Source organism: Brevibacterium sp. UCMA 11754 (genome assembly GCF_021532275.1).
In the GTDB taxonomy this organism is placed as follows: domain Bacteria; phylum Actinomycetota; class Actinomycetes; order Actinomycetales; family Brevibacteriaceae; genus Brevibacterium.
On sequence record NZ_JACBOT010000021.1, the window covers coordinates 157,446 to 179,136 of the forward strand.

The following is a 21,691-nucleotide window of genomic DNA, read 5'->3' on the forward strand; positions in this document are numbered from 1 at the left end:
ACCCCGGCGTGGGCCCTCCCACGGTTCGCCCCGGCGGGGCCCACGCGTCAGCCCTGGATGCGTGAGGGCCGGTCGCCCCATTCCTGGTTGCGGAGTTCGAACTTCTGGATCTTTCCGGTCGAGGTCTTGGGCAGTGCCTCGACGACTTCGACCTCGCGTGGGGCCTTGTACTTCGCGATCTGCGTGCGCACATGGTCGATGACCTCTGCCTCGGTGACCGGCTGTCCCTCACGCACGATGATGAATGCCTTCGGCCGTTCGCCCCATTTGTCGTCGGGGACTCCGATGACGGCGACTTCGAGGACTCCCGGGTGCGAGGAGATCGCCTGCTCGATCTCGACGGTCGAGATGTTCTCTCCGCCGGAGACGATGATGTCCTTCGACCGATCACGCAGTTCGATGTAGCCGTCCTCGTGCATCACGCCCAGGTCACCGGAGTGGAACCAGCCACCCTGGAAGGCCTTCACGGTGGCATCTTCATCGCGGAAATAGCCCTTCATCACGTTGTTGCCGCGCATGACGATCTCTCCGATCGTCTGTCCGTCGGCTGGAACGTCGACGAGCTCGTCACCTGACTCGAGGGCGACGATGCGCGCCTGATCGGCCTGGACCATGCCGACTCCCTGCCGTGCGCGGAGCCTGGCCCGGGACTTGTCATCCAGTGAATCCCACGAATCCTGCCACTCGCACACCGTGTACGGGCCGTAGGTCTCCGTGAGGCCGTAGACGTGCACGATCTCGAAGTTCAGTGCCTCCATCTGCCAGATGAGAGTCGGGCTCGGTGCGGCGCCTGCCATCGTTGCCGTCACTGCCCGGTCGAGGGAATGCGCCCGCTCGGCGTTGATGACCGTGCTCATCACGGTCGGGGCACCGTTGAGGTGGGTGACCGTGTGACGATCGATGAGATCCCAGATCACGTCTCCGCGCACCTCGCGCAGGCACACCTGGGTGCCGCCGGCTGCAGTCAGCGCCCAACCCGTGCACCAGCCGTTGCAGTGGAACATGGGCAGCGTCCACAGGTACACGCTCTTCTCGTCGTGTTCGGAGTGGATGACCTCGCCGAGAGCGTTGAGATAGGCGCCCCGGTGCGTGTACATCACACCCTTGGGCCGTCCTGTCGTGCCGGAGGTGTAGTTGATCGACAGCGTCGCGCGCTCGTCCTCGACGCTCCAACTGAGCGCCTCGGTGTCAGCTTCGGCGCCGGACAGGAACTCGTCCAGGCCGGTCACGACGGGTGAGGACGAATCCGGGCGGACCGCCTCGGCGGAGGAATCGATCGTCGTGTCCTCGACGTCTACGATGCGCTCGACGGTGTCGAGGCCGTCGATGACGGGGGCGACGCTGGGCCACAGCTGCGCATCCACGACCAGCAGCTTCGCCTGGCTGTGGTTGCAGATGTAGCGGACCTCCTCGGGGGCCAGCCGGGTGTTGATCGGCACCAGCACGGCACCGACCAGCGGCACGGCGAACTCGGCGATGAGTGCCTCTGGAAGGTTGGGCATGAGGTAGGCGACTCGGTCGCCGGGCTTGATGCCCGCTGCGCGCAGAGCATGCGCCCGGGTCTCCACGGCCGCGGCGAATTCGCGGTAGGTCATCTCCTGGTCGTTGTAGACCACGGCGCGCTTGTCGGGAAAGACGTCGGCCGAGCGGCGCAGGAAGGACAACGGCGTCAGTTCTGTGTTCCAGGTCTCCATGGAAAAAGCCTACGTCACCGAGGTGGGCCTCAGCCGACAGGGGTTATGTCTGCTGGCAGGGGTTAAGGGAGGACCGCTGTGCTCATTTGAGGATCGGGTAGGTCTGATCGTCATTCTGAGTGTCATTGCGCATCACCCAATTGAGAATGCAGGCGCAGGCGCTGACCAGGACGAACGCGGCACCGGCATAGACGAAGGCGAATCCGAATGCGGTCGGGTCCTGCCAGGCGCGGGTGACGATGATCGACAGGACCAGAACGACGATGCCGCAGACGAGCCCCACTTTGAACGCATCCTTGTAGGACACGGTGCTGGTGGACTTCTTCTCAGACTTCGATGCTGCCATGCCCCCAGCGTACCGACCTCAGCTGAGAATCTGTGCACCGAGGTCGCTCGGCAGCCCGGAGACGAGGTGGGCAATCGACCGTTCCTGATTCGCCCGAAACGGGACTCAGGTGGACTACCCGAGCAGAACAAGCAAAAATGTCTACGTGCCCACCCCCATTCGGCGCCCCTCTGCTGAGGTTTCGCGCGCGCTCAGCCCGAACCAGGTCACCCCTGGTCAGAAGTCGCGCCCGCGCTCAATCTGCAGAACAGTGATCGCAACCGTCCTTGCGACGCTCACACTGGCGGGCATGACCGCATGCGGTCCGGACAGGGGATTGCGGGTCGAACCTGAAGGTAAGGCATCCCCCTCATTGTTCGAACCTGCCAACAAAGATTCGGGTCCACCCGACGATCCCTTCTCGCTCAAGGAGATCCGCAAGCTCATCATGGACGCTTCGGGAGTCGCAGTGACGGGGAAGGCGACAGAGTCTGCGCAGGTCGTCGCCGACTGCAAGGAATGTCTCAAATTCTCAACACCCTTCCTCAGTGACGATAAGAGGTTCCAACTCGTCACCGTGGCCAATCCGCAGCAGAAGAGCGAGATCGTTGCGGGCGCCGTCATCAGCGAAAAGGACGGCGAACCACGCCTTGAACTGATCGCCACCGGCAACCAGCTGAAACTCAGCCCAGGTAAGAATGGGACACTGGTAGTGCAGGAGGCGATGTACGCCGATGGTGACGATGCCTGCTGCCCTTCGGGTTGGTCGGTGCAGGTCTTCCGCCTGCATGAAGGTAGGTTTGAACCGGGTCAACGCTTCACGCGGCTTAATGGAGAAACGTAATGCATATTGTTCTGGTTGAGGATGACGAGGTCATCCGGGAGACAACCCAGATCGGCCTGGAACGGTTCGATTACACGGTGTCGGCATTCGCCGACGGTCGTGAGGGGTACGAGTTCGTCGCTGCACATGGTGCCGACGTTCTGCTCCTCGACCTCATGCTGCCCACAATGAACGGCGCATCCATCTGCCGGGCCGTGCGCGAGCGGTCCACCATTCCCATCATCATCATCTCCGCACGCTCGGATGCGATCGACATCGTCCAGGCACTCGAAGCCGGAGCCGACGACTATCTCACCAAGCCTTTCGACATGCAGGTGCTCAACGCCCGCATCCGCGCCGTCGTCCGCCGCTTCATCACCACCGGCACCGACAAACTCGGCTACTCCCCGACCACCGAAATGGACGAGGAGCACGAAACCGTGATCGGCCCCGGCGGCATGATCACCGGGGACGGAATCCCCGAGGTGCTCGGAGCCAGTCCCGGCATGGACACCCGCGAACGCCTCAAGGCCCAGCTGGAGTCCGATGACACGTTCCTGGGCGCGGGCGGAAAATTCACCTCGGGGGACTTGAATGACAGCGGCAACGAACAGATGATCGGCGGCGATGTCACCGTCCCTCCCCGCCCTGACAGCTCACCGGCCATGCAGTCGGGCTCCAGCCAGGGCGGCTACACGGGTACGGGCGCGAACAACAACGGCAGCGCCGAGTCTGACCGCGAGCTCGGCCCGTTCCGGACGCGGCTGGGTTCCCTGGTCCTCGACACCGGTCGCCTGACCGTGGAGATCGACGGCGAGGAAGTCCACCTCACCCCCACCGAGCTGCGAGTCCTCCTGCTCCTGACCGAACAGCCCGAGCACGTCTACTCCCGTGAGAAGATCGCCTTCACCGTGTGGGGCTATGAATGGGCCGGCGACTCCCGTGTCGTCGACGTCCACATCCAGCGCCTGCGGAAGAAGATCGGCGCCAACATGATCGAGACCGTCCGCGGATTCGGATACCGCTTCGCGGGCTGATCCCATGTCACTGCGCTGGAAGATCTCCCTTCTCATCGTTGCCTCGGTCATCATCGCCGTGCTCTCCTGCTCCATCGTGCTGCGCCAGTCCGCGGCCCGTGCCGAGGATGACCGCATGCGCTCAACCGTGACCGAGCAGCTCGCGAACTCCGTCGCCATCTTCTCCGAGACCGGAGTGCTCACCCTCAACGCCCGCATCGATGACCCTGCTCTGCCCAAGGATGCACGCGCCCAGGCGCTCAAGGGCCAGAGCGTGACGATGCGCTCCGAGGTTGATGGTGAGGAGATCGTGTGGGCGGCCGCCCCGATGGAGGTCGGCACCCACACCGTGGTGATCTCCGTGCGCGCTTCGACCAAGGACAGTCAGGAGCTCATCGGCCGCATCGACCAGGCTCTGCTGGTGGGAATGGTCGGCTCCTCGCTGGTCGTCGGCGGTGTCGGCTCCATCGTGGCAGGGCGCATCTCACGCAGGCTGACTCTGGGCGCCCAGGCCGCGCGGAAGATCGCGGCCGGAGATACGAGCATCAGGATCGCCGATGTCGTCGACGACACGGACCAGGAGGTCGCGGCCTTCGCCTCGGCGGTCGACACAGCCGTGACACGGCTGACTGAGCGCATCGACTCCGAGCAGCGCTTCACTGCGGACCTGGCGCACGAGATGCGGACTCCGCTGACCGGCCTCGTCAACGCGGCCAACCTGCTCGAAGAGGATTCGCGTCCTGCCGAGCTCGTCAAGGATCGGGTGAAGCGCATGCAGGTTCTCGTCGAAGACCTGCTCGAAGTCTCGCGCCTCGATGCGGGTCGAGCGAACCCCGAGTTCACCCGCGTCAACATCGACCAGACGGTCCAGTCGCTGTTGGGCACGATGACGGCCTCCGGTGCTCTGGGCGGTCACGAGATCGACACCCAGTACGCGGCACTGAATTCGACGCTGGTCACCGATGTCCGGCGGTTCGAACGCATCATCACCAACCTGCTCGTCAATGCGATCAAGCACGGCGGGGATCCGATCCGCCTGGAGACGAGCACCCGGAGCATCACGATCACCGACTCCGGTTCCGGCTACCCACCCGACATCGTCAACACCGGGCCGACCCGCTTCGTCTCCGCCGGTGGCGGCGGCATGGGCCTGGGACTCGTCATCGCACAGGGGCAGGCCCGTCTGCTGGGCATTCGCCTGATCTTCAGCAATGATCCGATCACCGGTGGTGCACGCACCGAGGCGGTCTTCCCGGACCCCGAGGCACAGGACTTAGCGCTCCAGCAGTATCTCGAATCTGCCTGAGGTTTCAGCAGGGCTGCTTCGCATGGCCCACGGCACCCATTGGCCACTGTTGGACAGCTTCTGGAAGGCAGCAGTCGGTGCGTGGTTGCGTGGTTACGCAGTCGCGTCATTGTGGAGTTGCATGCGATTTCGTGGGAAATTTCGAACGCGAGCCAACAATGGCGGTACGCACAATGGCGGTTGCCCAGACCGCGTGGGCCTCGTCCCCGCTGGAATCGCGGTCCTCATCCTCGCAGTGCACGTGAGTATCGCCTGCGGTAGATGATCTGGGCGAGGCGGACGAAGGGCTCCCCGAGGCGCCAGATTCCCATTCCCGCTCGTGAGACGGAGCGCAGCACAAGGAAGACTCGATCATCGTCAGCGTGGATGAGGATGAATGACTCCTCGCCCGTGATCGGGTATCCAGGTTTCGTCGCGTAGGTGAAGCCACGTCTTGCTTCAGCCTCGAAGACCTCGATGACGCGGGCCGGCTCGGGCAGGCGGAACGGCCCGAGCCGCACGAAGATCGTCGGCTCCTGTCCGGCCCGGACCCGCGGGAGGCCCGCGCCGACGCTCGTACCGGCGGCCCTGCCGGCAGCACCCGCAGCGCAGCTGCTGCCGACGTTCAGGGGGTCTGTGTCGTCCTCCGGAGCCTGCACACCGATGTCGAACCCGCTGCGGATCTTCACCTCCCAATGCAGGAGCTCCTCCGCGCAGCGATCGAAAGTCTCGCGGCCATGACCGACGAAGTGGGCCGACTCGAAGTGTCGGTAGCCTGCCGGCCGGTCGACCCACCGGGGTGAGAGCGGCTGAGTCAGTGGTTCATCCGTGGAGGGTGCCATACCCCCAACCTAACCGAATCCCGGACACACCATCGCCATGCCGCTACCGAATCCCGGACACACCGGTGCCAAATGCGAGGCGAACAAGTAAGGTGCCAAGTACTGACATTCCTTCAATCGAATGTCCGCTAAGAACACGCAAGACGCTCGCCACGCACGACCATCACGCGCGACCGTCACGGATCAAAGGAGAACCAAGAATGCGCACACTCAATGGAATCGATGAGATCACGTCACTCGTCGGCACCGAGTTGGGCTCGTCCGAGTGGACGACGATCGACCAGGCCGCGATCAACACCTTCGCCGATGTCACCGACGATCACCAGTGGATCCACATCGACGAACAGCGCGCGGCAGAGGGCCCCTACGGTTCGACGATCGTCCACGGCTTCTTCACCCTGTCCCTGATCCCGAAGTTCTCGAGCGAGATCTTCACCATCGAGGGCGTCTCCATCCGCGTCAACTACGGCCTCAACAAGGTCCGCTTCGCTCAGCCGGTCCCGGTGGGCTCTCGCCTGCGCGGCACCGTCAGCGTCAACGAGGTCATTCCCGGAGACAAGGGCACCCAGGTCATCCTCAAGCACGTCATCGAGATCGAAGGCGAAGAGCGTCCTGCGTGCATCGCCGAGGTGGTCACCCTCCTCGTCGAGTGAGGCTACGCCACCTGCGCCGAGGCACGGGTTGCATGTCGAAAAACACACGCTTGCACCCGTGTATTGACACTCAATCCGTTTCTCGGGTGCCGGTTGCCGGTGACCGTATGCCGTGCTCAGCTGGGGCGGTAGGCGTCGAGCATCTGCGCGACGCGGATGTAGCCCAGGTGAGAGTAGGCCTGCGGGTGATTGCCCAGGTGCATCTCCGCGACCGGATCGTATTCCTCGGCCAGCAGTCCGGTGGGCCCCAGCAGGTTGTCCAGCTGACGGAACAGGTCCCAGGCGTCGTCGATGCGTCCGACCTTGATGAAGGCCTCGATGAGCCAGGTCGTGCAGATGTGGAAGCCGCCCTCAAGACCGGGCAGCCCATCGTCGTAGCGGTAGCGGAAGACCGTCGGACCCACTCGCAGCTCGCGCTCGATGGCATCGACGGTCGAGACGAAGCGCGGGTCGTCGGCCGGCAGCAGACCGGAGAGCCCCACGAACAGGCACGCCGAGTCGAGGTCGGTCTCACCGTAGGCAACGGTGAAGGCCCCGACCTCTTCGTTGTACCCGTTCTCGAGCACATCGTGGGCGATCTCCTCGCGCAGCTGCCGCCAGGCGCCGGGAAGTTCGCGGCCGAAGCGCTCGGCGATCTGCAGCGCCCGATCGACGGTCACCCAGCACATCACACGCGTGTAGACGTTGTGCTTCGGCGGACGCCTGGCCTCCCAGATCCCGTGATCGGCTTCGAACCACCGTTTGCTCACGGCTTCGACCATCTGACACGTCAGTGTCCAATACGAATCCGGAAGATCGCCGAGGTGTTCGCTGAGTTCGTTGAGGAGCTCGGTGACCGGGCCGAAGACGTCGAGTTGGACCTGGTGTTCGGCCGCGTTGCCCACCCGAACCGGACGGGATCCCGCGTATCCGGGCAGGTGGGCCAGCACCGCCTCGGTGGTCAGTGCGGAACCGTCGACGGCGTAGAGCGGGTGGAGCTGCTCGGGGGACACTGTACGGGCCAGGATTCCAGTCAGCCAGGACAGGAATCCTTCGGCTTCACCGGTGGACCCGAGGGAGAGCAGCGCGCGCACGGTCATCGATCCGTCGCGCAGCCAGGTGTAGCGGTAGTCCCAGTTGCGCACGCCGCCGATGCCCTCGGGCAGGGAGGTCGTCGGTGCCGCAAGCACCCCTCCGGTCGGTTCGTGGCACAGGGCGCGCAGGGTCACCGCCGAGCGGATGACCTCTTCGCGGTGGTGGCTGGGGATGTTGAGGGTGTCGACCCAGTTGGTCCAGAAGCTCAGGGCGCGCTGGCGCACATGGTGCTCACCGCCGGTGGCCATGTAGCGGGCATCGCCGGTGCCGGTGCCGCAGGCCAGAACGAGGACCACGACGCCGCCCGGCATGTCAGAGGGCACGACAACCGCCTCGGCGGTGTGTGACTGTCCGGTCTCACTGATCTCGAAGTCGACACCGGGCGCGATCAGGGAGATGGGCTCGGAGGTGCCGAGCAGTTGTACGCCGTCGTGGCTGCGGATCATGCGCGTCGGAACGGTGGCGTAGTCCAGTCGTGGGGCGAAGCGGATCCGGGCCGCGGTGTCGCCGGTGAGCACGCGCACGACGATGGTGTCGTCGCTGTTGGCGTCGACCGGGGCGAGGTAGTCGATGCAGTTCAGGCCCGGCCAGCGGGTCTCCAGGAGCGTGGAGTGGGTGAGGTAGCGCTGTGTCAGCGGGGCGGTGCCGGCTTCGGTGTCGACGGCGAAGAATCCGGCAGCCTCGGCGCCGAGGATTTCGGAGAACATCGACGAGGAATGCGGCAGCGGGTGCGGCATCCAGCAGATGCTGCCGAAAGGGTCGACCAGTGCCGTCGACTGCCCGTTGCCCAGCAGACTGTGCCGGTGGATCGGGGTCGCGCGTCTGCCGAACAGCCAGGATTTGCGCAGCTCGTAGATCGCGGCGAGGACGACGGAGACCTCCTCCGGAGAGCTGATCGGGAAGTCCGCGTGCGTCTCTGCAGAGTCGCGGCCCACCTTGAGCCCCAGGTCAGCCTCCCCTAGCGTTTCGAGGGCGAATTCGTCCGCGGTGTCATCGCCGATGAACACGACCACCTGTGCCCCGGTCTGCTCCCGAAGACGCTGCAGAGCCTCGGCCTTCGAAGAGGGGACGACCGAGAGGTCGATGACCTGCTTGCCCCGAGTCGGAAAGATCGCGTGAGTGTCAACGAGTTCATCCACTGCGGATTCGACCTTGTGGCGTTCTGCCTCGTCGAGCCCGCGCAGGTGGACGGCCGCACCGGTGGTCTTGTGTTCGATGATCGTCGTCGGCAGCGTCTGGAACAGGTCTCGCCGGAGGCCGTCGAGAGCCGTGCGCTGCTCCGGATCGAGGCTGTCGATGGCGACAGTGTCCGTCTCTCCGCCGTGGGAGCCGAAGAGGTGGACCTCCCGGGGCAGCCGTGACATCGCCGCGAGATCGCGGAGGCTGCGACCGGAGATCACCCCCGCCGAGGTGGACGGGAGCAGAGCGAGCGCGCGCAGTGAGTCGACCGAGGAGTCCAGCGGGAAGGCCTGGCCGGGGAGGTCGACGATCGGCGCGATGGTGCCGTCGTAGTCGGTGGCGATGAGGAGTGAGGGTGAACGGGAGACTTCGAAGAGTCGGCGGAAGAGCTCCGGGGAGAGTTCGCGGCTGGCTTCGGCCAGGTCGCCCAGGAGTCCCGAGGAGCTGACGGAGGCGGCGATGGGTGTAAGTGGGGAAAGATTCTCGTAGTCGTGCTCGACGGTACTCATCTCACCTCGGTCTTCTCGAGTTCGGCTGGGGGCGTCGGGTGACGTGGTCTTCGGCGGCTGCCCGGCGAATGTCAGTTCTTGTCGTCGGGAGTGTCGGGAGAGTCTGGTGTGTCGGATGCGTCGGGGGTGTCGGATGCGTCTGGATCATCAGTCTCGGCTGCGGGGAGGCCCTCGACGAATGTCTCGTTGCCGGCTGCGATCTGCTTGGCTTTGCTGATGCGCGAGTAGCCGCCGATGATGAAGATGACGCCGGCGATGAGCGTGGCCACACCGGTGAAGCCGAGGATCCACAGCGCACCGAATCCGTCTCCGAAGATGAGGATCACGCCGAGCAGCACATGGCAGGCCGCCGCGATGAGGAAGTCCGAGGCCATCGGGTGGGACTTGAGCTGACGGTAGTTGTACAGCTCGATGAGTCCGTGGAGCAGGGCCCAGATGCTCATTGCCGCGCGCAGTTCCGCGGGTTGGTCTGCAAGGAACAGAAACACGATCGCGGGGATCGTGATGACAGCTTGGCCGTAGACCGCGGTGCGCACGCTCAGCGGCGAGCGGAGTGCTTGGTAGACAAGGGCCAGGGCGAACAGCACGAGGTAGCTGATGGACAGGATGTCGACGATGTCGACGCCCATCGACAGGTGTTTGGGGCTTGCCGCATCACGTGGCCAGAAGACCGTCGCGAAGCCGAAGGCGACGCCGAGGATTCCGCGGACGACCATCGGAGCACCGAGCGCTTTCGACTCGGAGATGGCCTGGGGCAGTGCTTCAGGTCGCGGTTGCGTGGGCTCGGTGCGCGGTTCGTCGGTACTCATCACACCACCAGTTTAGGTCTCTCACCTGAGTCTGTCTGGCACCGGGCACCACACTGGCAATTCATGTCTTTACGTAATTACGTATATTCTGTATTATGATGCTATGAGTACCCCGTCGAAGGATGATTCAATGAGCACAGTCGAGGCCCGCCTGGCAGAGCTCGAGCGCAAGGTCGCCGACCTGGAGAATGCCGCGGTCTTACCTGCTGCTTCTGCCGAGGCTGCTGTTGACCCTGCCCCAAGCCGACGACCGGCCCGAGCTGCCGAGGACGATACCTTCTGGGCCCTCAACGGCCTCCTCGACCATGCGGGAGACGAAGGTGGTGTCGTCTACACCGGTCACATCACCCCACCCGGCGCCGAGTCCCCGGTTTCCTGGCAGATGGGTCTGCCCTCCGCTGCACTTGAAGACCTCAACTTCGCCGAGGCGGCCCCTGCCCTGGCAGCACTGGGCCACCCAGTCCGACTTGAGCTCCTGCAAGCGGTCTACGAGGGCACGACCACTGTGTCCCAGCTCGGCCAGGACGACCGATTCGGCACAACCGGCCAGATCTACCACCACGTCCACGCCCTCGCCGGAGCCGGCTGGCTCGAGAATTCTCGGCGCGGGCATTGGAGGGTCCCTGGTCAGAAGATCATCCCCCTGCTCACGCTCATCCTCATCGGCACCCACTGACACCGCACTGACCTTGGAACAGGACAGCAAATGGATACCAGTACCAACGCCTCGCACACGAGCACCCCTCCCCCGCACCCGACGACAGCCACACCTCAGCGACGGCTGACTGCAATCATCGCCGCTGTGATCACTGCGGCCCTCCTCATGGTCATCACACCGTTCCCCCGCGGATTCCAAGGTCAGGCCACCGGCAATGCCGGTCTGGTCAAACAGGTCGAGGAGACCCTCGGCAGCGCGCACTGGCACCATGTTGCGGCCGCGAAGGTCAACGGAGATGAGATCACCTGGGGCGGGGTCGGTGCGGACGAGAATTCCGAGTTCGAGATTGGGTCGATCACGAAGACCTTCACCGCTGCGCTCTTCGCCGACGCCATCGAGCGGGGTGAGATCGACGAGGGTACCCGACTTGGCGATGTGTGGCCCGATCTCGAAGGTGATGTCGCCGAGGTGACTCTGACCTCGATCGCCACGCAGCGTTCGGGTCTGCCCAAGCAGGAACCGGCGCTGAGCTTCGGAGACGGCCTTGCGAGACTACTTTCGAGATACCTCCACACAGACCCCTATCGCGGGACTGCGAGGGACCTCGTCGGCTCGCTCAAGGATGTAGACGTGGGCGAGAAAGAGCCGGAGTACTCGAACTTCGCCTTCGGGATCCTCGGCCAGGCCCTAGCGACGGTCACCGGATCCAGTTACGGAGAGCTCGTTCGCGACCGGATCACCGAGCCCTTGGGTATGGACAGCACATACGTGCCCGAATCGGCGCAGGAACTGCCCCACGGGTACACAGCCTCCGGGCTCAGTGCCGCCCCCTGGACACTGGGCGGGACGGCCCCGTCGGGTGCCGCCAGGTCGACAGTGCACGATATGAGCATCTGGCTGCGAGCGACGATGGACGGGACGGCTCCAGGCGCCGAGGCGATCGAACCTCGCGCAGACTATGACGAGAGCGACCGCATCGGCTGGGCCTGGTTCACAACGAAGGATCGCAGTCCGAATCTCACTTGGCACAACGGCGGCACCGGCGGTTACCGGTCCTACCTCGGTTTCGACCCCGAGTCGCACGAGGGGATCGTCGTCCTCGTCGACTCGGCGAACTGGGTCGACGATGCCGCTGATCTGATCTCGTCGGCAGGAGACCGATCATGAATCCCGAACTCTTCTCTCAGATCGCCAGCGCAGTCGTCGTCGCATGGGGATCCTTCGCCGCCATCCGGGCATCTCGAGCGACAACCCGAACAATGCTGCTGAGCAATCTTCTCGTTGCCGTCGCCATGCTGCTGCTCGTCCGGCTTATCGCGAACTTCGGCGGTTGGAGCTCGTGGTTTATCTACGTCTAGATGCTCAGCCTCGGCGGTTATGTCATCGCGGTGTATCTGGCGGCAACAGCTTGGCCGAACCTCTCGTGGCGGGCAGCGAATGAGAGGACGCGCCGGTCGGAGATGACCAATCTCAGCGTCTCGAGCGTCCTTACGCTCGCCGTCTCCGCTGCCTTAGTGGTTCCGGGACTGCTGCTGAGCTAGGACCATCGGCCACGGACAGTACCGAGTTCGCACAAGGGTTCGCTCGCAAGAGGTGAGGTCCGCTGGGTTCAGGAGCTGCCGGAGATCGTCAGCTTCCCGCCGCTCTCAGACACCGAATATTCGGGGAGGGGCTCGCTAGCGGGACCTCCGGTCACCTCACCTGAAGTCGTCGAGAACCTCGAGGAATGACACGGGCACACGATCTCCTTTTCGGTCACGGTGCGAACCTGGCAGCCCTGGTGTGTGCAGACGGAAGAGAAGGCGTAGAACTCGCCCTCCTTTGGCTGGGTGATGACATAGGTTTCATCGACGACGGTGCCGGATCCGACCGGAACCTCGCTAGCCTCAACGGTGGCATCTGCGCCAGAGTTCGACTGTGAATCGTCCGGCTCCTCCGAGGTGCACGCCGAGGCGAGCCCTGCAGAGGACCCGACGACTGCGACGCCGCCCACCACACTCGCTGACTTGATGATCGTGCGCCTGTTCGTTTCCACTGTGCTCCTCAGTTTCCTGCCCATAGGCTGCTGCTCGGTTGTTCGGCTTCAAGGGTAGCGCGAGGAGATGACGCAGCAATGCCAATGGACGGACCTTGCGTGTTTCCTTGGCTGCGACGCTCTGTCTTCAACCTGCCAGCCATCCCAGTGAGTCCAGTCGCGTACAACACTCAACAAGAAAATCCCCGAACACACGACACACATCTTCGGCAGTACCCCACACCACGGAACTGAATATAAAAAAAGGGGCTACCCCGCAACACACGAGACAACCCCAACACAACCCCACACCACACATGAAAACACACAAGGCCATGAATACGAGTCAGGGGTCACCCCACCAAACATGGAATGACCCCTCACCACACACAAGAAGGCCACCCCGTCAACGACAGGATGGCCTCCCCTTTTAAAGAATATTGCGGCAGTCACTTACTCTCCCACAACCACCAAGTTGCAGTACCATCAGCGCGAATGGGCTTAGCTACCGGGATCGGAACGGTTAACCGGGCGTTTCCCCACCACTATCACCACCGCAAAACCACACGAACCACCACCACCCCAAGCAACCAAATGCTCAAAGAGTGTAGTAGCAGTCCAAGAACCGTACAGCGAACGCGAACACCATCATGCAACATGACCCGTTAAGCCTTATAAAACCCGTAAACGTTACTCCCACACACCAACCAACAAAATGGTTGTATGAGTGATCGGCGTATTAGTACCAGTCAACTCCACACCTCACAGTGCTTCCATACCCGGCCTATCAAACCCATAATCTATAGGACACCTCACCCCCAACAAGTGGGGTTGGAAATCTCATCTCGAAGCAGGCTTCCCGCTTAGATGCTTTCAGCGGTTATCCTTCCCGAACGTAGCCAACCAGCCATGCACCTGGCGGTACAACTGGCACACCAGAGGTTCGTCCGTCCCGGTCCTCTCGTACTAAGGACAGGCCTCCACAAATTTCCTACGCACGCAGCGGATAGGGACCGAACTGTCTCACGACGTTCTAAACCCAGCTCGCGTACCGCTTTAATGGGCGAACAGCCCAACCCTTGGGACCGACTACAGCCCCAGGATGCGACGAGCCGACATCGAGGTGCCAAACCATGCCGTCGATATGGACTCTTGGGCAAGATCAGCCTGTTATCCCCGAGGTACCTTTTATCCGTTGAGCGACCACGCTTCCACAAGCCATGGCCGGGTCACTAGTCCCAGCTTTCGCTCCTGCTCGACACGTCCGTCTCACAGTCAAGCTCCCTTGTGCACTTACACTCGACACCTGATTGCCAACCAGGCTGAGGGAACCTTTGGGCGCCTCCGTTACTCTTTAGGAGGCAACCGCCCCAGTTAAACTACCCATCAGGCACTGTCCCTGAACCCGATCAGGGTCCGAAGTTAAGAAATCCAGTATAGTCAGAGTGGTATTTCACTTGACGACTCCACCCCAACTAGCGTCGAGGTCTCACAGTCTCCCACCTATCCTACACAAACCACACCGAATCCCAATACCAAACTATAGTGAAGGTCTCGGGGTCTTTCCGTCCTGCTGCGCGTAACGAGCATCTTTACTCGTAATGCAATTTCGCCGAGTTCGTGGTTGAGACAGCAGAGAAGTCGTTACGCCATTCGTGCAGGTCGGAACTTACCCGACAAGGAATTTCGCTACCTTAGGATGGTTATAGTTACCACCGCCGTTTACTGGGGCTTAAATTCTCCGCTTCACCCCTAAAGGGTTAACGAGTCCTCTTAACCTTCCAGCACCGGGCAGGCGTCAGTCCGTATACATCGACTTACATCTTCGCACGGACCTGTGTTTTTAATAAACAGTCGCTTCTCTCTGGCCTCTGCGACCACCACCAGCACATCACCAAGCACGTTGGCTTCACCAGGATGGTCCCCCTTCTCCCGAAGTTACGGGGGCATTTTGCCGAGTTCCTTAACCACGATTCTCTCGATCACCTTAGTATTCTCTACCTGACCACCTGTGTCGGTTATAGGGTACGGGCAACACACAACCTCACGCCGATGCTTTTCTCGGCAGCATAGGATCACCAGATCACCCCACCAAAATGGGGCGCCCATCAGCTCTCACACTACGTGTGGGGACGGATTTACCTACCCCCACGTGCTACGACCTTAGACCACGACTACCATCGCGTGGCCTGGCTACCTTCCTGCGTCACACCTCGCGCTTACCGACTCCACACTCAGGTCCTTACCAACTCGCCAACATCACATCCGAAGACGCAAAGGACGAGCCAGAAAGTTAGTATCATGTGTTTTGGTATTGACGGTTGAGCGTCGGTACCAGAATATCAACTGGTTGTCCATCGACTACGCCTGTCGGCCTCGCCTTAGGTCCCGACTTACCCAGGGCGGATTAGCCTAGCCCTGGAACCCTTGGTCATCCGGTGGACGGGTTTCTCACCCGTCTTTCGCTACTCATGCCTGCATTCTCACTCGTACCGGCTCCACCACTCGTTCACACGGCGACTTCACTGCCAGCACGACGCTCCCCTACCCAACACCCCACCATTACGGCTATAAAGGGATGCTGCCACAACTTCGGCGGTGTACTTAGCCCCGCTACATTATCGGCGCTCAATCACTTGACCAGTGAGCTATTACGCACTCTTTCAAGGATGGCTGCTTCTAAGCCAACCTCCTGGTTGTCTTCGCAACTGAACATCCTTTCCCACTTAGCACACGCTTAGGGGCCTTAGTTGATGGTCTGGGCTGTTTCCCTCTCGACAATGAAGCTTATCCCCCACTGTCTCACTGCCACGCTGAACCTTACCGGCATTCGGAGTTTAGTTGACGTCAGTAACCCGGTGGGGCCCATCAGCCATCCAGTAGCTCTACCTCCGGCAAGAACCACGCAACGCTGCACCTAAATGCATTTCGGGGAGAACCAGCTATCACAGAGTTTGATTGGCCTTTCACCCCTAACCACAGGTCATCCCCTCCATTTTCAACTGAAGTGGGTGCGGGCCTCCACGCGCTCTTACACACGCTTCACCCTGCCCATGGCTAGATCACTCCGCTTCGGGTCTAGGACACGCGACTGGGACGCCCTATTCGGACTCGCTTTCGCTACGACTACCCCTCTCGGGTTAACCTCGCCACGCACCGCTAACTCGCAGGCTCATTCTTCAAAAGGCACGCCATCACCCCAACAAAGGAGGCTCTGACGGATTGTAAGCACATGGTTTCAGGTACTATTTCACTCCCCTCCCGGGGTACTTTTCACCATTCCCTCACGGTACTATCCGCTATCGGTCATCAGGAAGTATTTAGCCTTACCAGGTGGTCCTGGCAGATTCACACGACATTCCACGAGTACCGTGCTACTCGGGTGTATGCACAACGTCGGGGTCACATGTTTCGTCTACGGGACTCTCACCCACTCCGGTACTGTTTCCCACCAGCTTCGACTACACGCAACACACATCAACGTCCCCACCATGCTGGATGAGACACGCATACCCCACAACACCACGTCAGCAACACCAGCACGCTTGACACTGACACGGTTTAGGCTCTTCCAGTTTCGCTCGCCACTACTCCCGGAATCATATTTTATTTTCTCTTCCTACGGGTACTGAGATGTTTCACTTCCCCGCGTTCCCCCCACACACCCTATATATTCAGATGCGGGTCACCACACTCTCATGTGGCGGGGTTTCCCCATTCGGACACCCTCGGATCACAGCCCGTTTATCGGCTCCCCGAGGCTTATCGCAGATTTCCACGTCCTTCATCGGCTCCTGATGCCAAGGCATCCACCATGCGCTCTTACACACTCATACCAACCAACTGTGTTGGTTGATGATTGTGTGCGCGAAAAAAACACTTTCGGATTTCACAAGAAAAATCACATTACATAACAACACAACAAAGTTGTGTTGTTGATGCTCGCGTCCACTATACGATTCTCAAACCACTACCAAACACCACCCACACCCACCCTGCATAGCAGCGCACGTATGGTCTGGGTCGGTCCGTTGATTGAAACCACCACACCACACACCACACACAACCCAAAAGGTTACGCGTCCGTGTGGGGCCTGTGATTCCAGGACCCAATAACGTATTCATTCATATCCACCCACCAACACGCTCACACGAGGCACATACCCCGGTCACCGCTGTATGGACGAGCCAGATAGGGATGTTCCACCCTTGAGCTACCCAACCAGACACACAATCGGTGTCTGCTGTCGGGGTTCTGATGTGTGCTCCTTAGAAAGGAGGTGATCCAGCCGCACCTTCCGGTACGGCTACCTTGTTACGACTTAGTCCCAATTGCCAGTCCCACCTTAGACGGCCCCCTCCCCACAAGGGGGTTGGGCCACCGGCTTCGGGTGTTACCGACTTTCGTGACTTGACGGGCGGTGTGTACAAGGCCCGGGAACGTATTCACCGCAGCGTTGCTGATCTGCGATTACTAGCGACTCCGACTTCACGTAGTCGAATTGCAGACTACGATCCGAACTGAGACTGGCTTTAAGGGATTCGCTAAAACCTCGCGGTCTCGCATCTCTCTGTACCAGCCATTGTAGCATGCGTGAAGCCCAAGACATAAAGGGCATGATGATTTGACGTCATCCCCACCTTCCTCCGAGTTGACCCCGGCAGTCTCCTATGAGTTCCCACCATCACGTGCTGGCAACATAGAACGAGGGTTGCGCTCGTTGCGGGACTTAACCCAACATCTCACGACACGAGCTGACGACAACCATGCACCACCTGTACACCAGCCCCAAAGGGGAAAGACTGTTTCCAGCCCGGTCTGGTGTATGTCAAGCCTTGGTAAGGTTCTTCGCGTTGCATCGAATTAATCCGCATGCTCCGCCGCTTGTGCGGGCCCCCGTCAATTCCTTTGAGTTTTAGCCTTGCGACCGTACTCCCCAGGCGGGGCACTTAATGCGTTAGCTACGGCGCGGAGAACGTGGAATGTCCCCCACACCTAGTGCCCAACGTTTACGGCATGGACTACCAGGGTATCTAATCCTGTTCGCTCCCCATGCTTTCGCTCCTCAGTGTCAGTTACAGCCCAGAGTCCCGCCTTCGCCACCGGTGTTCCTCCTGATATCTGCGCATTTCACCGCTACACCAGGAATTCCAGACTCCCCTACTGCACTCTAGTCAGCCCGTACCCACTGCACGCGCAACGTTAAGCGTTGCGTTTCCACAGCAGACGTGACCAACCACCTACGAGCTCTTTACGCCCAATAATTCCGGACAACGCTTGTACCCTACGTATTACCGCGGCTGCTGGCACGTAGTTAGCCGGTACTTCTTCTGCAGGTACCGTCACCCCCAAGGGGGCTTCTTCCCTGCTGAAAGCGGTTTACAACCCGAAGGCCGTCATCCCGCACGCTGCGTCGCTGCATCAGGGTTTCCCCCATTGTGCAATATTCCCCACTGCTGCCTCCCGTAGGAGTCTGGGCCGTGTCTCAGTCCCAGTGTGGCCGGTCGCCCTCTCAGGCCGGCTACCCGTCGTCGTCTTGGTGAGCCATTACCTCACCAACAAACTGATAGGCCGCGAGCCCATCCCCAACCGAAAAAACTTTCCACAACCAAAGATGCCTTCGGTTGTCATATCCGGTATTAGACCCAGTTTCCCGGGCTTATCCCGAAGTCGGGGGCAGGTTACTCACGTGTTACTCACCCGTTCGCCACTCATCCACCCACAGCAAGCTGCGGGCTTCAGCGTTCGACTTGCATGTGTTAAGCACGCAGCCAGCGTTCGTCCTGAGCCAGGATCAAACTCTCCATAAAAAAATTATGTTACGAATGAATCCCAGCAAGACAGCCAACACTACGGTCACGGGGTGACCGCGGTCAGCTTAAAAAAATCATGTTCACACACGCTGGCGTCACCACCCCGGCGAGGGGGCCGTGACTTGTGTGTGAACATGTGATTGTCTTACCAGAAATAATGTTTCTGGCATCACTATCTGTTCAAACAAATACGCTATTGGATTCTCAAACCACACACACTCACCCGTCACCACACACCATCAATTAATGGAGGCGTACACCGGGGGTGTCAGTTTCAATTTTTTGTTGTCACCCTATCCTGTGAACAACCTGCTCAAACTGTGTTTGTGCTGGTCATACCGGGTGAAAACTGTTCTCGAGGAGTTCGTTTTCTGCGGGGCAACGAGATACAACTCTAGACCAGGCCGACCGGTGGGTGCAACTCGAAACCGGAAAACTCAGAGTGACGCCCACCACACATCGCCACACCGCCTTGAGAGTGTCAGGGAAGGCCTGCCGTTGCCTGTGGTCAGAGTCGTCGTCGGAGGCTATCGCGTGCCTAAAGCACGTGCTCCTCTATACCCGTGGGCTCCGCGTACGAAGTTCGGCCGAGTCAGCACCGTCCACTAGGCTGGAGCGCATGACCTCGGCACCCACAACCTCCCCGCTCGATGTCCTCCACGATGTCTTCGGCTATGACGAGTTTCGGGGTCAGCAGCAAGCGGTCGTCGATCAGATCGTGGGCGGTGGTGACGCGGTCGTCCTCATGCCCACCGGCGGCGGAAAGTCTCTCTGCTATCAGATACCGAGCCTCGTCAGGCCCGGCGCTGGCGTCGTGATCTCTCCGCTGATCGCGCTCATGGCCGATCAGGTCGCTGCCCTGGAGAATCTCGGTGTGCGGGCGGCTTACCTCAACTCGACCCTCGACTTCGAGGAAGCGCAGAACGTCGAGCGCGCACTCCTGGACGGTGAACTCGATCTGCTCTACCTGGCACCTGAACGCCTCGTCCTGCCGCGCACAATGGCGCTGCTCGAACGTGCACAGGTCGCTTTGTTCGCAATCGACGAAGCCCACTGTGTTTCACAGTGGGGCCACGACTTCCGCAGCGACTACCTGGGCCTGGGAGTGCTGGCCGAACGATTCCCTGACGTTCCACGCATCGCACTCACCGCCACGGCCACCCCCGCCACGCATGCCGAACTCACCGAGCGTCTTCACCTGGGCGAGGCCCGGCATTTCGTCGCCAGCTTCGACCGCCCGAACATCACCTATCGCATCGAACCGAAGCAATCTGGCCGCTCTCAGCTCATCAACTTCATCACCACCGAACACTCTGGTGACTCGGGCATCGTCTACTGTCTGTCCCGGCGCGGTGTCGAGCAGCTCTCCGAGGCGCTCGTGGCCAGGGGCATCAACGCCCTGCCCTATCACGCAGGACTGCCATCCGAAGTACGCGCCGATCATCAGGCCAGGTTCCTCCGCGAGGACGGCTTGGTCATGGTCGCGACGATCGCCTTCGGCATGGGCATCGACAAACCCGATGTCCGCTTCGTCGCCCACCTCGACCTTCCACGCAGCGTCGAAGGCTACTACCAGGAGACCGGTCGCGCCGGCCGTGACGGACTGCCGGCCGATGCGTGGATGGTCTACGGTCTCGGCGATGTCGTCTCCCAACGCCGGCTCATCGAGTCAGGCGACGGCGATCGCGCCTACCAACGGCGCGCGATGTCGCACCTCGACTCAATGTTGGCTCTGTGCGAGACCGTCGACTGCCGTCGTATGCAGCTGCTGCGCTACTTCGACGAGGAATCGGGACCCTGCGGAAACTGCGATACCTGCATCACTCCGCCGGTGACCTGGGACGCAACGGTGGCCGTGCAGAAACTCCTCTCGGCAGTCATCCGCCTCGACCGTGAACGCGGCCAGAAGTTCGGCTCAGGCCAGGTCATCGACGTCCTGCGCGGCAACGACAATGAGCGCTCCCGCGCGGCCGATCACGAAACCCTCACCGTCTGGGGAATCGGCGAAGACCTCAGCGAAACGCAGTGGAAGACTGTGGTCCGCCAGGTCCTCGCCCGCGGTCTCCTGGAGTCCCACGGCGATTACGGCGTGCTCGTCGTCGGTGAGGACGCCGGCCCGGTTCTGCGCAGCGAAGTGGAAGTGTCTCTGCGAGTGGACCCCGTCAAGAAGTCCGGTTCCAAGAAGGCAGGCGCCAAGCGCCGAGGCGGCCCCGAGATCGAACTCGGGACCGCGGACACAGCCCTGTTCGAAGCCCTGCGTTCCTGGCGTGCCGATCAAGCCAAAGAGCAGGGCGTCCCCGCCTACGTCGTATTCCCCGATGCCACGCTGTACGGAATCGTCGAAGCCAAGCCGAACTCGATCAACGAACTCGGCCAGGTCAGCGGCGTGGGCCTGAAGAAACTCGACCGTTATGGACCCGGTGTTCTTGAGGTCCTGGAGTCCAGCACCGGCTGATCCCCGTCACCGCCAGACGGTTATCGGCTTACCGCCAGACAGCTATTGGCACCTGAGATCAGCCCTGCTCTGCGGTGTATGCCTCGGGACCCTGTTCGGCTGCGGCAGGATCCATCCACATGAATTCGAGAATATTGCCATCCGGGTCGGCCATGCTGATGGAATACATGAATCCGTAGTCCTGTGGTTCCTTGTTCTCCGAGCCACCACCGTCGAGGACCTTCGCCCGCGTGGCATCAACATCTTCACGTGACTCGCGGCTCAATGCGGTGAGCACCTGCGCGGTCGAATGCGGATCGGCGATCGGCTTATCGGTGAAGGTCGCGAGATACTCCCTCGTCAGCACCATGAAGAAGATGCTCTCGTCCCATTTCAGACAGGCTGCATTCTCATCGGTGAACTCGGGGACGACTTCGGCCCCCAGAGAGGCATAGAACTCTTTCGACCTGTTGAGGTCGGTGGTCGGAAAATTGACGAAGATCTGGTTCATGACTGCTCCTGGGCAGTTGGAGTCCAGCTATGGAGTCTAAATCTTCGTCTT

Annotated in this window: 15 protein-coding genes and 3 rRNA genes; 8 read left to right on the top strand and 10 right to left on the bottom strand. The window is 61.2% G+C overall.

From position 1 onward, the window contains the following. Positions 1-47: 47 nt before the first annotated feature. Positions 48-1,694 (bottom strand): long-chain-fatty-acid--CoA ligase, encoded by a 1,647-nt coding sequence (locus tag HX613_RS09735; protein WP_235345142.1) that lies wholly within the window; start codon positions 1,692-1,694, stop codon positions 48-50. 82 nt (positions 1,695-1,776) lie between these two features. Beyond that, positions 1,777-2,040: a hypothetical protein gene (locus HX613_RS09740; RefSeq protein WP_235345143.1), complete on the bottom strand. Its 264-nt coding sequence runs from the start codon at positions 2,038-2,040 to the stop codon at positions 1,777-1,779. A 250-nt stretch (positions 2,041-2,290) separates the two neighbouring features. Here HX613_RS09740 and HX613_RS09745 point away from each other — a divergent pair, with 250 nt between their 5' ends. From HX613_RS09745 to HX613_RS09760, 3 genes are read left to right on the top strand one after another with little or no spacing between them, the layout of a single operon-like run. Further along, the gene (locus HX613_RS09745; RefSeq protein WP_235345144.1) at positions 2,291-2,863 is read left to right on the top strand and encodes a hypothetical protein; all 573 of its coding nucleotides are present in this window, start codon (positions 2,291-2,293) and stop codon (positions 2,861-2,863) included. Then, positions 2,863-3,879, top strand: coding sequence for a response regulator transcription factor (locus tag HX613_RS22650; RefSeq protein WP_328284939.1), 1,017 nt, complete (start codon positions 2,863-2,865; stop codon positions 3,877-3,879). Before HX613_RS09745 ends, HX613_RS22650 begins: the two co-directional genes overlap by 1 nt. A gap of 4 nt (positions 3,880-3,883) precedes the next feature. Beyond that, entirely contained in the window at positions 3,884-5,164 is a 1,281-nt protein-coding gene (locus HX613_RS09760; protein WP_235345145.1) for a sensor histidine kinase, read from the top strand. A gap of 224 nt (positions 5,165-5,388) precedes the next feature. Here HX613_RS09760 and HX613_RS09765 read toward each other — a convergent pair whose 3' ends face one another. Further along, positions 5,389-5,985: a DUF1990 family protein gene (locus HX613_RS09765; RefSeq protein WP_235345146.1), complete on the bottom strand. Its 597-nt coding sequence runs from the start codon at positions 5,983-5,985 to the stop codon at positions 5,389-5,391. A 200-nt stretch (positions 5,986-6,185) separates the two neighbouring features. Here HX613_RS09765 and HX613_RS09770 point away from each other — a divergent pair, with 200 nt between their 5' ends. After that, positions 6,186-6,638 (top strand): MaoC family dehydratase, encoded by a 453-nt coding sequence (locus HX613_RS09770; protein ID WP_143924667.1) that lies wholly within the window; start codon positions 6,186-6,188, stop codon positions 6,636-6,638. 116 nt (positions 6,639-6,754) lie between these two features. On the opposite strand, the gene otsB is transcribed toward HX613_RS09770, so the two are convergent. After that, positions 6,755-9,400 (bottom strand): trehalose-phosphatase, encoded by a 2,646-nt coding sequence (otsB, locus tag HX613_RS09775; RefSeq protein WP_235345147.1) that lies wholly within the window; start codon positions 9,398-9,400, stop codon positions 6,755-6,757. 71 nt (positions 9,401-9,471) lie between these two features. Continuing rightward, entirely contained in the window at positions 9,472-10,209 is a 738-nt protein-coding gene (locus HX613_RS09780; RefSeq protein WP_235345148.1) for an HdeD family acid-resistance protein, read from the bottom strand. A 130-nt stretch (positions 10,210-10,339) separates the two neighbouring features. Here HX613_RS09780 and HX613_RS09785 point away from each other — a divergent pair, with 130 nt between their 5' ends. The 3 genes from HX613_RS09785 to HX613_RS09795 are packed head-to-tail and all read left to right on the top strand — an operon-like array spanning position 10,340 to position 12,225. Next, the gene (locus tag HX613_RS09785) at positions 10,340-10,885 is read left to right on the top strand and encodes a helix-turn-helix domain-containing protein (RefSeq protein WP_235345149.1); all 546 of its coding nucleotides are present in this window, start codon (positions 10,340-10,342) and stop codon (positions 10,883-10,885) included. 30 nt (positions 10,886-10,915) lie between these two features. After that, positions 10,916-12,034 (top strand): serine hydrolase domain-containing protein, encoded by a 1,119-nt coding sequence (locus tag HX613_RS09790; RefSeq protein ID WP_235345150.1) that lies wholly within the window; start codon positions 10,916-10,918, stop codon positions 12,032-12,034. Then, positions 12,031-12,225, top strand: coding sequence for a hypothetical protein (locus HX613_RS09795; RefSeq protein WP_235345151.1), 195 nt, complete (start codon positions 12,031-12,033; stop codon positions 12,223-12,225). Before HX613_RS09790 ends, HX613_RS09795 begins: the two co-directional genes overlap by 4 nt. A 251-nt stretch (positions 12,226-12,476) precedes the next feature. Here HX613_RS09795 and HX613_RS09800 read toward each other — a convergent pair whose 3' ends face one another. The 4 genes from HX613_RS09800 to HX613_RS09815 all read right to left on the bottom strand — a co-directional run bounded on the left by HX613_RS09800 (position 12,477) and on the right by HX613_RS09815 (position 18,692). Then, positions 12,477-12,902: a Rieske (2Fe-2S) protein gene (locus HX613_RS09800; RefSeq protein WP_235345152.1), complete on the bottom strand. Its 426-nt coding sequence runs from the start codon at positions 12,900-12,902 to the stop codon at positions 12,477-12,479. A 419-nt stretch (positions 12,903-13,321) separates the two neighbouring features. After that, positions 13,322-13,440 (bottom strand): 5S ribosomal RNA (gene rrf / locus HX613_RS09805). 160 nt (positions 13,441-13,600) lie between these two features. Next, a 23S ribosomal RNA gene (locus HX613_RS09810) occupies positions 13,601-16,717 on the bottom strand. Positions 16,718-17,154: 437 nt separating this feature from the next. Further along, positions 17,155-18,692, bottom strand: a 16S ribosomal RNA gene (locus HX613_RS09815). Together the 16S, 23S and 5S rRNA genes form the textbook arrangement of a ribosomal RNA operon. Before the next feature lie 622 nt (positions 18,693-19,314). Between HX613_RS09815 and recQ the strand changes: the two genes are divergently transcribed. Continuing rightward, positions 19,315-21,150, top strand: coding sequence for a DNA helicase RecQ (recQ, locus tag HX613_RS09820; protein WP_235345153.1), 1,836 nt, complete (start codon positions 19,315-19,317; stop codon positions 21,148-21,150). Positions 21,151-21,208: 58 nt separating this feature from the next. Here recQ and HX613_RS09825 read toward each other — a convergent pair whose 3' ends face one another. Then, positions 21,209-21,640, bottom strand: coding sequence for a VOC family protein (locus tag HX613_RS09825; protein WP_235345154.1), 432 nt, complete (start codon positions 21,638-21,640; stop codon positions 21,209-21,211). Positions 21,641-21,691: the final 51 nt, after the last annotated feature.

Bases quoted from the DNA above. Each gene is read 5' to 3' on its own strand.
- HX613_RS09760 (WP_235345145.1), top strand. From the start codon at position 3,884: ATGTCACTGCGCTGGAAGATCTCCCTTCTCATCGTTGCCTCGGTCATC.
- HX613_RS09780 (WP_235345148.1), bottom strand. From the start codon at position 10,209: ATGAGTACCGACGAACCGCGCACCGAGCCCACGCAACCGCGACCTGAA.
- HX613_RS09785 (WP_235345149.1), top strand. From the start codon at position 10,340: ATGAGCACAGTCGAGGCCCGCCTGGCAGAGCTCGAGCGCAAGGTCGCC.
- HX613_RS22650 (WP_328284939.1), top strand. From the start codon at position 2,863: ATGCATATTGTTCTGGTTGAGGATGACGAGGTCATCCGGGAGACAACC.
- otsB (WP_235345147.1), bottom strand. From the start codon at position 9,400: ATGAGTACCGTCGAGCACGACTACGAGAATCTTTCCCCACTTACACCC.
- HX613_RS09795 (WP_235345151.1), top strand. From the start codon at position 12,031: ATGAATCCCGAACTCTTCTCTCAGATCGCCAGCGCAGTCGTCGTCGCA.
- HX613_RS09765 (WP_235345146.1), bottom strand. From the start codon at position 5,985: ATGGCACCCTCCACGGATGAACCACTGACTCAGCCGCTCTCACCCCGG.
- HX613_RS09790 (WP_235345150.1), top strand. From the start codon at position 10,916: ATGGATACCAGTACCAACGCCTCGCACACGAGCACCCCTCCCCCGCAC.
- HX613_RS09740 (WP_235345143.1), bottom strand. From the start codon at position 2,040: ATGGCAGCATCGAAGTCTGAGAAGAAGTCCACCAGCACCGTGTCCTAC.
- HX613_RS09825 (WP_235345154.1), bottom strand. From the start codon at position 21,640: ATGAACCAGATCTTCGTCAATTTTCCGACCACCGACCTCAACAGGTCG.
- recQ (WP_235345153.1), top strand. From the start codon at position 19,315: ATGACCTCGGCACCCACAACCTCCCCGCTCGATGTCCTCCACGATGTC.
- HX613_RS09770 (WP_143924667.1), top strand. From the start codon at position 6,186: ATGCGCACACTCAATGGAATCGATGAGATCACGTCACTCGTCGGCACC.
- HX613_RS09735 (WP_235345142.1), bottom strand. From the start codon at position 1,694: ATGGAGACCTGGAACACAGAACTGACGCCGTTGTCCTTCCTGCGCCGC.